Consider the following 13,735-nt stretch of genomic DNA (forward strand, 5'->3'; position numbering starts at 1 on the left):
ACTGCCATGTTAGTGGCGATCCTCTATATGGTCGCGCCATGGGAGCCGGAGCCTCACGCGCCGGCATGATCCTGAGGTGCAAGAACAGCGGGTTGGCAATAAATGCGCCGCGTCGCACCAACGGATCGAACGGCGATGAACCGCCGAAAATAGGAGTTACCTATGGACAAGACGTTGCAGGCATTCGGACTCGCAGTGGCACTGACCGCAGCGATGGCTGGTGGCGCAATGGCCCAGCCAAGCGAAGTACGCATCGGCGTCGCGCTTGAGCCGCCAGCGCTCGACCCCACCGCCGGGGCCGCCGAGGCCATCGACATCGTCGTCTATCAGAACATCTTCGAAGGTCTGGTTCGCATTGACCAGAACGGCGGCGTTCAGCCCGGCCTGGCCAGCGACTGGACGATTTCGGATGATGGACTGACCTATACGTTTACGCTGCAGGACGGGGTGACATTCCATGATGGCACCACTTTCGACGCCGACGATGTCAAGTTCACCTTCGACCGCATTCTGAGCGAAGACAGCGTCAACGCCCACAAGGAATTCTTCACGCCGATCACCAGCGTCACCGTGGTTGATCCACTCACTGTCGAGATGAAACTGGACCATGTCGTGGGCCGGTTCCTGTTCGACCTGGGTCGCGGCGATGCAGTAATCGTGGCGCCTGAGAGCGCCGACAACAACGCCGTCGAGCCTATTGGCACCGGACCCTTTGCCTTTGTGCAGTGGGACAAGGGTAGCCGGGTAATCCTTGAGGCTTATGGCCCCTATTGGGGTGAACCCGTGCACCTGAGCAAGGCGACCTATCTGTTCATCAGCGATACCGCGACGATGACCAATGCGCTGCTGGCCGGTGATATCGACGGCACCAATAATTTTGCGTCCGAGGCGCTGGCCGTGTTTGAGAACAATCCGCAGTTCAAGGTGCTGGTCGGTACCACTGAAGGCGAGACGATCCTGACGACCAACAACAAGAAGCCGCCTTTTGATAATCTCAAGGTGCGGCAGGCCATGGCGCATGCGCTGGACCGTCAGGCGATCATCGATGGCGCCACTTATGGCTATGGTGTGCCAATCGGCGCGCCGTTCGCGCCTCATGATGCCTACTATGTCGACCTGACCGACACCTATCCGCACGACGTCGAGGCTGCCAAGGCCTTGCTGGCTGAAGCGGGTTTTCCCGATGGGTTCAGCGCCACGCTGAAGCTGCCACCGCTGGCCTATGCCCGGCTGTCGGGCCAGATCATTGCCAGCCAGTTCGCCAAGGTCGGCATCAAGATCGAATTGATCAATGTGGAATGGGCACAGTGGATCGAAGACGTCTATTCCAACAAGGATTATGACCTGACAATCGTGAGCCATGTGGAGCCGTTCGACATTGGCAATTACGCCAACCCCGACTACTACTACGGCTACGACAATCCTGATTTCCAGGCCCTGATCGAGACCCTGAATGGCACGACCGACGAAGCCAAGCGCAAGGCGCTGGCCATCGAGGCCCAGACCATCCTCGCCAAGGACGCGGTCAATGGCTACCTGTTCGAGCTGGCGCAGACAGGCGTGTGGAACGCCAAGCTCACCGGCATGTGGCAGAACTCGCCCATTGAAGGCCTTGTGCTGCGCGACATTGCCTGGACTGAATAGTCTGGCTTACACCGCTCGCTTGAACACCCCTACCCTCATTCCCTCCCCTCCGTGGGGAGGGAGCAAGGGCGGGGGTCAGTTCGCCCCGATCTGCACATGATCGTCTTTGTGCTGCGCCGCTTCGCCGGTTTCGCGGCCACGCTGCTGGTTGCGTCCCTGGTGATCTTCTATCTGCTCGACCTGCTGCCAGGCGATCCAGCGCAGTTCATTCTGGGCATCAATGCAACCCCTGAATCGGTAGCCCGGCTGCGCGAACAGATGGGGCTGAACGTGCCGGCGCCGGAACGCTTCCTCAGTTGGATATGGGGCATGGTGCAGGGTGATTTCGGCATGTCCTACACCCAACGCGCACCCGTATCCCAACTGATCTGGGACCGGCTTGGGGTGACCATTCCGCTATCGCTGTCGGCGATGGGACTATCGATGCTGGTCGGGCTGCCGATGGGAATTCTGGCAGCGCGCAAGCGCGGCAAAGCTCCCGATACCGCCATTATGGTTCTGGCACAAACAGGCATTGCTGTGCCCAGTTTCTGGTTCGGCATGTTGCTGGTGCTGCTGTTCGCCGTGCACTTACGCTGGCTGCCGCCGGGTGGATTTACACCTTGGCATGAGGATGCCGGCGCGGCGTTTCGCAGCCTGATCCTGCCGAGCCTGGCGCTGGCGCTACCGCAGGCCTCGATCCTGGCGCGGGTGATGCGCACGGCGCTGGTTGATGTCACTGAGCAGGATTTCATTCGTACTGCACGCGCCAAGGGGCTGACCATGGGAGAAGCGGTGTGGCGGCATGGCGTGCGCAATGCACTGCTGCCGGTGCTGACAATTCTGGGGCTGCAATTCGCCTTCCTGATTGCCGGGACGATCATCGTCGAGAACGTGTTCTACCTGCCCGGACTGGGCAAGCTGCTCTATACCGCGATTTTGGAACGCGATCTGATACTGGTGCGCGGCGGGACCATTATCCTGATCATTGCGGTTACCCTCACCATGCTGCTGACGGATCTGGCCTATGGGCTGGTCGACCCGCGCCTGCGCGAAGGAGCGTCGGCATGAGGCGGCTTTTTTCCAATCCCAGTCTGGCTATTGGCCTGAGCGCCACACTGGTCTTTGCGCTGATCGGGCTGGTGTCGCTGGTATGGACCCCCTTCCCCATTGCCGACATCGACATCGGGCGGCGCTTTCTGGGGCCGACGCCGGAGCACTGGCTGGGCACGGACAATCTGGGGCGCGACATGGTCTCCCTGCTGATGTCGGGGACGATGACCAGCTTTCTGGTGGCGGCACTGGCGGTTGCCATCGGTACCGGCATTGGCGTGCCGCTGGGCTTGATTGCCGCTGCCTGGGGCGGCCCCGTCGAATGGCTGGTGCTGCGGTTCTCCGACTTCATCTTCGCCTTTCCAGCCGTGATCGTGGCCATTCTGATCACCACACTGAACGGGCCAGGTGCGATCAATGCAATCATCGCCATCGGCATTTTCAACATTCCGGTGTTTGCCCGGGTGGCGCGCGGCGGCGCGCTGAGCATCGCGACACTGGATTTTGTGGCGGCTGGACGGCTGGCGGGGCTGGGCAATATGATGATTGCCTATCGCCATCTGCTGCCCAACATCATGAGCCTGATCATCGTGCAGGGCACGATCCAGATGTCGCTGGGCATTCTGGCCGAAGCAGGGCTGAGCTATATCGGGCTGGGCACCCAGCCCCCCGAAACCAGCCTGGGGCTGATGCTCAAGGACGCTCAGGGCATGTTCTTGATCTATCCATGGCTGACTGTGCTGCCAGGCATTGCCATCGTGCTGATCGTGATTGCCCTCAATATTGCTGGCGACGGCCTGCGCGACGCCATCGACCCGCGCCTGCGACAGGGACAAGACAATGTCCTTGCTTGAGGTATCGGGCCTGTCAGTCCGCTTTGGCGCGACGGCTGCCGTCGCCGATGTGAGCCTGACGCTGCAGCGGGGCGAACGCTTTGGCATTATTGGTGAGAGCGGCTCAGGCAAGACAATGGCGGCATTAGCCATGACGGGGTTACTGCCTGAGGGTGCCGAGTTGGGCGGGTCCATTCTGCTCGACGGGCACCCCCTACCCCGATCCGAGCGCGAGATGGCAAGGCTACGCGGCAAGCGCATCGGCATGGTATTTCAGGAGCCCATGACGGCGCTGAACCCATTAATGCGCGTGCATGCCCAGATCGCCGAAGCAATCGAGCTGAACCCCAGCGGCATGGCCGAGGTCGATGTCGGGCATTTGCTGGCAGAGGTGGGGCTGGAACCCAAGCATGGCGAGCGCTTCGCCCACCAGCTTTCGGGCGGTCAGCGCCAGCGGGTGATGATCGCCATGGCCCTGGCGAGCCAACCGGACATTCTGATCGCCGATGAGCCGACCTCGGCGCTGGATCTGATTACCCAGCGTGTGGTGCTCGATCTGATCGCCGAGATCTGCGAGCGCCGACACATGGCGCTGCTGTTCATCAGCCACGATCTCAAAGCCGTCGGCGCGCTGTGTTCGCGGGTGGCGGTGATGCATGACGGGCGCGTGGTCGAGACCGGGCCGGCCGAGACGGTATTTTCCCATCCGCAGGAGCGTTACACGCAAGCGCTGGTGGCCGCCTCGCAATTCAAGATGCCCGCGGTCACACGCGAACCCGGCGGGGCGCCGCTTCTGGCTGTCGATAATCTCACCCGGGAATATCGACATGGTGGTGGGTTGTTTCGTCCCCGCAAATCGGTACGCGCTGTCAATAGCGCCAGCCTGAGCATCGGTACGGGTGAATGTCTCGCGCTGGTGGGCCCATCGGGTTGCGGCAAGACCACGCTGGCCAAGATCATTGTGGGGCTCGATAGCGCGACGAGCGGCGAAATTGCCTTGGAGGGCCAGCGCTATCACGGCAAGGATTTGCCTGGCAGCCTGCGCCGCGATGTGTCGCTGGTGTTCCAGGACCCGTTCGGCAGTTTCAATCCGCGGATGACGATCGGGGCGTCGCTGGCCGAACCCCTGCGGCTTGAGCCGGACCTGCAGGCCGAAGCTATCCCGGCCCGACTGCAAACAGCCATCGAAGCCGTCGGGCTGACAGTTGAGATGCTTGAGCGTTACCCGCACGAGTTTTCAGGCGGGCAGCGGCAGCGACTGGCCATCGCCCGGGCGCTGGTAACTCGCCCCAAGCTAGTGGTGCTCGACGAGCCTGTATCGGCCCTGGACATGTCGGTGCGGGGCGAGGTTCTGGGCTTGCTGGTGCGGCTGCAGGCGGAGTTCGGGCTGACCTATCTGATCATCAGCCATGATCTGGACATGGTGGCCGCCATGGCCGACCGCGTGCTGGTGATGGAAGCAGGGCAGATTATCGAAGAAGGTGCGCCCGGCGCGATCTTTGCCAATCCCCAACACAATCTGACGCGCGCGCTGGTCGCCGCGCGATTGCCCGAAGTGGTTTAGGGCACGGCGCCTGTAGCGCCGTGCCAAAGCGTCTTCAGAGCGTGCCGATATAGGCGCCGAACGGCTCCAGATCGATTTCACCGTCGATGGATGCAGCGTTCACGCCGGGGCAACCCGCATCATGGGGCAACATGCCGGCAGGCAGGCGATAGGCCGCTGCGGATTCGCCCATATTGAACACGCAGACCAGCCGCTCATCGCCATGCTGGCGGATAAAAGCCAGGACATCGCCCTCGACCGGCAGCAGTTCAATTGAGCCCTTGGCCAGCGCTGGATGCGCCTGACGGAAGACGAGCATGGCCCGGTAATATTCCAGAACCGAGCCCTCGACGCCGTGCTGGGTATCGACAGCGTGGATCAAGTGCTCGGCCGGCACCGGCAGCCAGGTCCGGTTGGCGGTCGAGAAGGCACCGTTGTGGGCGTGAGACTGCCAGACCATGGGCGTGCGGCAGCCATCGCGGCCCTTGAACTCGGGCCAGAATTCTATGCCATAGGGATCGACCAGATCGGCATAGGATAGTTCGGCTTCCTTGAGCCCGAGCTCTTCGCCTTGATAGAGGCAGACCGAACCACGCATGGACATGATCAGCGTAGCGGCCAGACGGGTAAAGGCTTCTTCCTGACCGTGGGCGCTCCATCGGCTGACATGGCGCACCACGTCGTGGTTGGAGAAAGCCAGGCAGATCCAGCCATCTGGCGCCTTGGCCTCGGTTTCCTCAATGGCCTTGTGGAAGTGGCTGGCCGAAAAATCGCCGCCGAGATAATCGAAGGTATAGGCCATGTGCAGCAGATCATCGCCCGAGGTGTACTGGGCCATCAGCTCTAGCTGGTGCTGGCTGTCGCCAATTTCACCAACCGTGGTGCGGCCGGGATATTCGTCGAGCAAGGCGCGCAGTCGGCGAAGGAATGCCAGATTTTCCGGGCGCGACTTGTCGTAGACATGCTCCTGGAAATTATAGGGGTTCACGGCAGGCGCGGTGGAGGCATTGAAATCCTCCGCCTTGACCACCGGATTGTCCTCAAATCCGAGCGAGCAGAAGTAGAAGTTCACCGTATCGAGGCGGAAGCCATCGACGCCGCGCTCGAGCCAGAAGCGCATTTCGCCCAGCAGGGCTTCCTGTACATCGGGGTTGTGGAAGTTCAAATCGGGCTGCTGCACCAGGAAATTGTGCAGGTAGTACTGCATGCGACGGCTGTCCCAATGCCAGGCCGAACCACCAAAGATGGAGAGCCAGTTATTGGGCGGGGTACCATCGGGCTTGGGGTCGGCCCAGACATACCAATCGGCCTTGTCATTGGTACGCGACAGCCGGCTTTCGGAGAACCAGGCGTGCTTGTCCGAGGAGTGCGAGATCACCTGATCGATGATGACCTTGAGGCCCAGCGAGTGGGCCTTCTGCACCAGATGATCGAAATCCTCGAGCGTGCCAAAACTGGGATCGATGTCTCGATAGTTGGAGACGTCGTAGCCAAAGTCGCGCATGGGCGAGGTGAACACTGGCGAGAGCCAGATGGCGTCCACGCCCAGATCGGCGACATAGTCGAGGCGGCTGGTGATACCCACCAGATCGCCAATGCCGTCGCCGTCCTGGTCCTGGAACGAGCGCGGATAGATCTGATAGATGACCGCGCCGCGCCACCAATCCTTATCGATCGGGGCGTCCTGGGTGTTTCTGGGCGAGGTCATCAGGGGACTGGCAGTCATGGGGCGCTCCGGATCGGCGTTTGAAACCCACCCTTAGCACCACCATTGTTCGCCTGAAAGGCCGCCTTACCGGGTGTTGTGCAGCAATCCCTGAAACGCATGGTAGCTGGACTTGGGCGTGCGCTGCTGGGTCTCGTAGTCCACATGGACAATGCCAAAGCGCTTGTTATAGCCCTCGGCCCATTCGTAATTGTCGAGCAGTGACCAGGCGAAATAGCCCCGAACATCAGCGCCCTGACTGCGGGCGTTCAGCACGGCCTTGAGGTGTTCCTCATAGTAGCTCACACGGCGCGGATCATCATTGCCCTCGGCCTCGGCCATGCCGTTCTCGGTAACGTAAATGGGCAGTTTGGTGTACTCATTGGAGACCCGCACCAGCAGGTCGGAGAGGCCCTTGGGGTAAATTTCCCAACCGATATCGGTCTTTTCGAGCGGGCCCTTGACCTGCTCGGCCGGCACGCCGGGCGTGCTGGAGGCCTGGTAGAGGCCACGGGTGTAATAGTTGATACCCAGCCAATCGAGCGGCCGCGAGACCACAGCCATATCGTCCTGGTAATTGGCGGGGAGATGCTCGCCGAGCCAATCGGTCATCCGCTCAGGGTACTGCCCCTTGAGCACACCGCCGAGATACCATCGATTGAAGACTGCGTCGCCGAAATCGGCAGCAGCGATATCCTCAGGCTTGTCAGAGGCGGCTTCGGCCTTTTCGAGATTGAGCACGATGCCAAGGTTCTTGGCACCATTGGCGCGCAAGGCATCAATGGCCGTGCCGTGGGCGTAAAGCACATGGTGCATGGCACGTGCGGCAGCGCGCTTGTCACGATAGCCTGGTGCATGCACACCCAGATAGTGGCTGAGGAAAGCAACGCACCAGGGTTCATTGATGGTGGCAGTGGCTTCAAGCCGGTCACCGAACTTCTGGGCGATCAGGGCAGCATAGTCAGCAAACCAGCCGGCAATGTCGCGGTTCATCCAGCCGCCCCTGTCCTGCAAGGCCGATGGCAGATCCCAGTGATAAAGCGTTGCATAGGGCTTGATGCCACGCTCAAGCATGCCGTCGACGAGGCGATCGTAATAATCGAGACCGGCCTGATTGACGGCGCCCGTGCCCTCGGGGATCAGGCGCGGCCACGAAAAGGAGAAGCGATAGGCGTCAAAGCCGCCATCGCGGATGAGATCAAGATCCTGCGGCCACAACTCATAGTGGTTGCAGGCCACAACGCCGGTATCGCCATTGTGCACATTGCCGGGGGTGGAAGAGAAGCTGTCCCAGATTGATGGGCCGCGTCCATCGCGCTGGCCACCTTCAATCTGATAGGCCGCAGTGGCGACACCAAAGGTGAACTGGGGACCGAAGTCCTTGCGGTCAATCGAGAACATTTACCCTCCTCTGCGGCGATGGACGCCTTGTTTGTTACAAGGCGATAGCGCAGATGGAATGACTATGCAATCGATTGCAGCGGGCTTTTTGCGCCGATTAGCGGTACCACTTGGCGGGTTCTGCCTTGGCCTTGGCTTCGACGGCCATGCGGGTGCGAATGAGCTGCGCGGTCAGGTTCGACTGATTGGCGCTGACCTGCGCGAGCGAGTTGGCCAGCGTATTGCGCAGATTATCTGACGAATAGAGGGTTTTCTGGGCGGCTTCCCGCCGCGCCTCGGAACGGGCCTCACGCAATTCGGCTGCATCCCGCTGCTTCTGTCTGTGCATCAGAATCGTGTCGTACCGGCTATTGGTCGCGTAAATCGCCATGCGATGGATTCTGCGCCCAGATTCCTAACAAGTCGCTAACGCGTCTCGGCAGGAAACTGTGCCAGAACACGTTGGGCGATAGCGCGGTAGGCCTGTGCCTCGGGCCCGTCAGGCGCAGATGCCATGGGTGGCGTGCCCGCGTCTGAGCCTTCACGGATCGACATGACCAGCGGGATGGCGCCCAGAAAGTCCATGTCGAGATCAGCGGCGGCCTGTTCGGCACCGCCAGACCCAAAAATATCGTAGCGGGTGCCGGTATCGGGGGCGATGAAGTAGCTCATGTTTTCGACCAGACCGAGCAGCGGTACATTGAGCCGGCGCAGCATGTCGATGGCCTTGCGGGCGTCGATCAGCGCGAGGTCCTGCGGCGTGGACACGATCACCACACCATCGACCACCGCCTGCTGGAATAGCGAGATATGGATATCACCCGTGCCCGGCGGCAGGTCGATGACCAGGACATCGAGATCGCCCCAATCGGTCTCGCGCAACAACTGGCGCAGTGCCGAGGTGGCCATGGGGCCGCGCCAGACGACCGCCTGATCTTTGGTCAGCATGGAGCCAATCGACATAATCTTGAGCCCCAACGCCTCGTGCGGGGCAAAGATGCCGTCCTCGCGCAGGGCAGTCTGCCCTTCAAGCGCCAGAAGCTTGGGAATGGAGGGGCCGTACAGATCGGCGTCGAGAACGCCAACGCTGAGCCCCTGCGCTTGCAGCGCCAGCGCGACATTGACCGCTGTCGTGGACTTGCCGACGCCGCCTTTGCCGGAACCGACGGCGATGATGCGCTTGATGCCGGGAACCGGCGTCTTGCCGGGGGGAACGGGTTTGCCGTGCGAGAAGCTGGGCGCTGCCGAAGCCTTGCCGCCGGTGAGCGAGACCATGATCTTGCGGGTCCCGGCGGCGGACTGGGCGGCCAGTTGCGCGGCTTCGCGGGCGGGACCGAATGCGGCCTCCATGCCCGGCGCGACAGCGATGGCAAAGGCAACAGCCGACGGGGTGACGATGATTTCGGAGAGACCGGCATAGCTCGCCAGATCACCGCCGCCCGGTATTTCGACAGCGGCGAGCGCAGTTTTGATGGCAGCAGCGAGTTCGGTATCGGCCATGGGTAGGTTTGGCGCGCGCCAAAAGGCTGCGCATCTCCAATGTCATTCCGGCGCAGGCCGAAATCCATCCTGAGAATTACTCCCGCACACCCATTTCAGGATGGACCCCGGCCTGCGCCGGGGTGACACCGCGTGTGCGGGAGCATTGTCGGCTAGAGGATGGACTGGCCGGTGGCCTTCCAATCCTTGAGGAAGCCTTCGATACCCGCATTGGTCAGCGGGTGATCGGCCAGCTTGCGGATGACCGCAGGCGGGATGGTGGCAACGTCCGAACCGGCCAGCGCGACCTGGGTCACGTGGTTTGGCGAACGGATCGAGGCGGCCAGGATCTGGGTCTCGAAACCGTAATTGTCGTAGATCTGACGGATGTTTTCGATCAGCTCAACGCCATCAAGATTGATGTCATCAAGGCGCCCCAGGAAGGGCGAGATGTAGGTGGCGCCAACCTTGGCGGCCAGCAGGGCCTGATTGGCCGAGAAGCACAGGGTAACGTTGGTCTTGATACCCTTGTCGAAGAAGTACTTGGTGGCCTTGAGGCCATTGAGCGTCAGCGGCAGCTTGATCACGACGTTGTCGGCAATCTTGGCCAGGTGTTCGCCTTCAGCGATCATGCCCTCATATTCGAGCGAGGCAACTTCAGCCGAAACCGGACCGGGCACCAGATCGCAGATTTCCTTGATGACTTCCTTGAAGTCACGGCCGGACTTGGCGATCAGCGATGGATTGGTGGTGACGCCATCGAGGAGACCGGTCGCATAGAGCTCCTTGATGTCCTTGATTTCCGCAGTATCGACGAAGAACTTCATGGTTCCCTCCTAGTTGTCTTCAGACACGCCCAATGGGCAAAAGATGTAGCACGGCAATGGTTTGCCGCAAGGCCAAAGGCCGGTGCTATTTGATGGCCGCCAGCAAGGCATCGGCGAGATCGTCAACGCGATCCTCGGGGATGCCGGCGACATTGATGCGACTATCGCCAATCATATAGACGCCGTTGGCGGCTTTTAGATGTTCAACGACAGCATTTTCGAGCCCAAGCAGCGAGAACATGCCGCGATGGGCGGCGATGAAATCGAAATCAGCCGAGTTGGACTTGGTGCGAATGGCTTCGCTGAGCTTCTCGCGCAGGCGGATCATGCGGTTGCGCATGGCTTCAAGCTCGACTTCCCACTCGGCGCGCAGTTCGGCGTCCTCAAGGATGGTGCGGATGATTTCGGCGCCATGATCGGGTGGCTGCGAATAGGAACCGCGAATGATGTTGAGCAGCTGTGACTGCGCAATATCAGCCTGAGCGGCATCGCGGGCGATCAGAATGGCGGCGCCGATACGTTCGCGATAGAGGCCGAAATTCTTCGAACCCGAGAAGGCGATCAGGGCTTCAGGCACCGAGGCAATGACCTTGAGCGTGCCATAGGCGTCTGCCGCCAGACCATCGCCAAAGCCAAGATAGGCCAGATCGATGAACGGCAGCGCGCCGGTTTTGGCGAGGCTCGCCGCGACCTGATCCCACTGGGCATTGGTCAGATTGGCACCGGTAGGATTGTGGCAGCAACCGTGCAGCAGGACGACATCGTCCTTGCCCAGACCGTCGAGCGTGGCGAGCATCTGCTCGAAGCGCACGCCGCGGGTTTCGGTATCGAAATAGGGGTAGGTCTTGACCGTCAGGCCCGCGCCCAGGGCAATCGGGTTGTGATTGGGCCATGTTGGATCGGAAACCCAGATGGTGGCCCCGGGACGGGCGCGATTGACCAGTTGCATCAGCACCCAGAGCGAACCGGTGCCGCCGGGGGCCTGGGCGATGCGGACGCGGCTGCGGTCCAGCGTATCGCCAAGCACCAGATCGAGCACGGCGGCGCCAAAGCCCTTATTGCCGGCAATGCCGAGATAGGTCTTGGTCTTGCCCTGCGCGAGGATGCGTTCCTCGGCCTTTTTCACCGATGACAGGATGGGGGTAACACCCGCCTCGTCTTTGTAAACGCCGACGCCAAGGTCGATCTTGGTGGGACGCGGATCGGCCGCGTATTCGCCCATGAGCGCCAGAATCTTGTCGCCGGGGGCCTTGGTGAGGGTCTCGAACATGATGAGGAGTCGTTCCGGTGGAAAGGCAAGGTCTTTATAGGCGGCGGGGAGATTATTGCAATTGGCAGCACGCTAGTGCGCAAGGCCCCCTCACCCGGCGCGAGGCGCCGACCCCTCCCCGGCGGGGAGAGGTGAGATGGCTCAGCGTTTGACGCCGAGCCGGTCGAGTTCGGCAGTCAATTGCGGAATGATTTCAAACAGATCACCGATCAGGGCAATATCGGCCAGCTTGACCAGCGGCGCTTCGGGATCGGTATTGATGGCGACGATCTTCTTGGCGCCCTGAATGCCAGCCAGATGCTGCAGCGCGCCGGAAATGCCGATGGCGATGTAGAGGTCGGGGGCAATGATCTTGCCGGTCTGGCCGACCTGCCAATCATTGGGCGCGTAGCCCGCATCGACAGCTGCGCGGGTGGCACCAACGGCAGCGCCGAGTTTTTTGGCAAGATTTTCAACCAGTTGGAAGTTTTCGGCCGAACCCAGGGCAATACCACCGCCGACCACGATCTGGGCCGTGGCGAGGTCTGCCGTGTCGCTTTCGGTTCGGTCGGACGAGAGCAGTCTGGCGACGGCTTGCACCGAGCCATCGAGCGCTTCGATGGGCGCAGCGTTGCCGCCTGCGGCGGGGCGGAAGGCCGAGGCGCGCAGGGTCAGCAGATGCTTGTCCTGAGTGTCGGTGACGGTCTGGACGGCGTTGCCGGCATAGATGGGGCGCTCAAAGCTGGTGGGGCCTAGGATTTTGACGACATCGGTGACCGGCATCAGATCGAGCGTGGCGGCCAGACGGGGGACCACATCCTTGCCCACACTTCCCGCGCTAGCGACCACATAGTGGTAACGGACTGCTAACGTTGAGAGCTGCGTAGCGAGGCTATCGGCGACAAGATAGCCCTTGAGCGTCAACACCTTGTCGACGCCGGACAGGCTTGCAGCGGATTGGGCAATGGCGGCGGCATCATCGGCCACGACCAGCAGATCGACCGGACCCAGTGTGCTGGCCGCGCTGACGATGCGCGCGGTGGCGGGCGACAGGACGCCGAGATCGTGATCGGCAAGAACCAGAACGCTCATTTACAGCGCCTCCATCTGTGCAACATCGTCGGCGATGAAGGCGGCCAATTCGGTGACCGAGGCCACGGTCTTTCCTGCCACACGTTCGGCGGGCGGGGATATCTTTTCGACAGTCAGGCGCGGGGCCAGATCGACGCCAAATTCGGCAACGGGGCGCACGGCCAGCGGCTTGGAGCGGGCCTTCATCACCATGGGGAGGGCGGCATTGCGCGGCGTGTTCAGGCGCAGATCGGCGGTGACAATGGCGGGCATGGGCAGGCTGAGGGTTTGCCGGCCGCTATCGACTTCGCGGGAGACTTCGAGCCCGGCGCCGACAACCTTGATCTCGGAAGCGAAGGTGGCCTGGGGGCGATCAGCGAGGGCGGCGAGCATCTGGCCGACATGATTGCTGTCATCATCAACGGCCTGCTTGCCGAGCAGCACGATATCGGGCTGTTCCTCTTCGACCACCTTGGCCAGCAGCTTAGCAATGGCCAGGGTTTCGAGCTCGGCATCGGTCTCGATGAGAATGCCGCGATGGGCTCCCATGGCCAGCGCGGTCAGGATCACGTCATTGGCGACCTTGGGCCCGATGGAGACAATGACGATCTCGTCGCCATGCCCGGCCTCGGACAATTGCACGGCAGCCTCGACGGCATGCTTGCAGAACGGGTTCATCGACATGCGCACGCCAGCGGTTTCCACGCCCGTGCCATCGGGGCGCACCCGGATGCGGACGTTGTGATCGACGACGCGCTTAATGGCGACCAGGATTTTCATGCAGTCCTCCAACCAGTTGGGGGTGTCATGACAAATCTGGGTGGAACGGACAAGCCGCGCAAAGGGAAATTTGGGCCACAGGCGGGGAGATTGTTGGAAAAGGGTGCTGTTGGGCATGTACCGGCGTCGCTAGTCATGTACCGGCGTCGCCACACCGACAGCGTCAGACTGGAAGTATTTGCGCGATGACCG

The 13,735-nt window shown here is 61.5% G+C and carries 12 protein-coding genes; 4 read left to right on the forward strand and 8 right to left on the reverse strand.

Going from position 1 to position 13,735, the window contains the following annotated elements:
- The first annotated feature begins 162 nt into the window (after positions 1-162).
- From KD146_RS12160 to KD146_RS12175, 4 genes are all read left to right on the forward strand, one after another.
- Positions 163-1,644: an ABC transporter substrate-binding protein gene (locus KD146_RS12160; RefSeq protein ID WP_212658923.1), complete on the forward strand. Its 1,482-nt coding sequence runs from the start codon at positions 163-165 to the stop codon at positions 1,642-1,644.
- Positions 1,645-1,740: 96 nt separating this feature from the next.
- Complete coding sequence (locus KD146_RS12165; protein ID WP_212658924.1) at positions 1,741-2,694, forward strand: ABC transporter permease; 954 nt, start codon at positions 1,741-1,743, stop codon at positions 2,692-2,694.
- Positions 2,691-3,530 carry an ABC transporter permease gene (locus tag KD146_RS12170; protein WP_212658925.1) on the forward strand — a complete coding sequence of 280 codons (840 nt, stop codon included), beginning with the start codon at positions 2,691-2,693 and terminating at the stop codon, positions 3,528-3,530. Before KD146_RS12165 ends, KD146_RS12170 begins: the two co-directional genes overlap by 4 nt.
- The gene (locus tag KD146_RS12175; protein ID WP_212658926.1) at positions 3,517-5,073 is read left to right on the forward strand and encodes a dipeptide ABC transporter ATP-binding protein; all 1,557 of its coding nucleotides are present in this window, start codon (positions 3,517-3,519) and stop codon (positions 5,071-5,073) included. The genes KD146_RS12170 and KD146_RS12175 overlap by 14 nt, the downstream gene beginning before the upstream one ends.
- Positions 5,074-5,107: 34 nt before the next feature.
- Here KD146_RS12175 and bglA read toward each other — a convergent pair whose 3' ends face one another.
- From bglA to KD146_RS12215, 8 genes are all read right to left on the reverse strand, one after another.
- A complete protein-coding gene (gene bglA, locus KD146_RS12180; protein WP_249327662.1) occupies positions 5,108-6,778 on the reverse strand; it encodes a beta-galactosidase BglA in 1,671 nt (556 codons plus the stop codon).
- 66 nt (positions 6,779-6,844) lie between these two features.
- A complete protein-coding gene (locus KD146_RS12185) occupies positions 6,845-8,158 on the reverse strand; it encodes a GH1 family beta-glucosidase (RefSeq protein WP_212658927.1) in 1,314 nt (437 codons plus the stop codon).
- A 97-nt stretch (positions 8,159-8,255) separates the two neighbouring features.
- Entirely contained in the window at positions 8,256-8,528 is a 273-nt protein-coding gene (locus KD146_RS12190; protein WP_212658928.1) for a hypothetical protein, read from the reverse strand.
- A 35-nt stretch (positions 8,529-8,563) separates the two neighbouring features.
- Entirely contained in the window at positions 8,564-9,637 is a 1,074-nt protein-coding gene (locus KD146_RS12195) for an Mrp/NBP35 family ATP-binding protein (RefSeq protein ID WP_212658929.1), read from the reverse strand.
- 152 nt (positions 9,638-9,789) lie between these two features.
- The gene (fsa, locus tag KD146_RS12200; protein ID WP_212658930.1) at positions 9,790-10,443 is read right to left on the reverse strand and encodes a fructose-6-phosphate aldolase; all 654 of its coding nucleotides are present in this window, start codon (positions 10,441-10,443) and stop codon (positions 9,790-9,792) included.
- A gap of 85 nt (positions 10,444-10,528) precedes the next feature.
- Positions 10,529-11,713, reverse strand: coding sequence for an amino acid aminotransferase (locus KD146_RS12205; protein ID WP_212658931.1), 1,185 nt, complete (start codon positions 11,711-11,713; stop codon positions 10,529-10,531).
- A gap of 141 nt (positions 11,714-11,854) precedes the next feature.
- Entirely contained in the window at positions 11,855-12,784 is a 930-nt protein-coding gene (locus KD146_RS12210; protein WP_212658932.1) for an electron transfer flavoprotein subunit alpha/FixB family protein, read from the reverse strand.
- Entirely contained in the window at positions 12,785-13,543 is a 759-nt protein-coding gene (locus KD146_RS12215) for an electron transfer flavoprotein subunit beta/FixA family protein (protein WP_212658933.1), read from the reverse strand.
- Between the last annotated feature and the right edge of the window lie 192 nt (positions 13,544-13,735).

Origin of the sequence: Devosia litorisediminis (genome assembly GCF_018334155.1) — a bacterium.
GTDB lineage: Bacteria > Pseudomonadota > Alphaproteobacteria > Rhizobiales > Devosiaceae > Devosia > Devosia litorisediminis.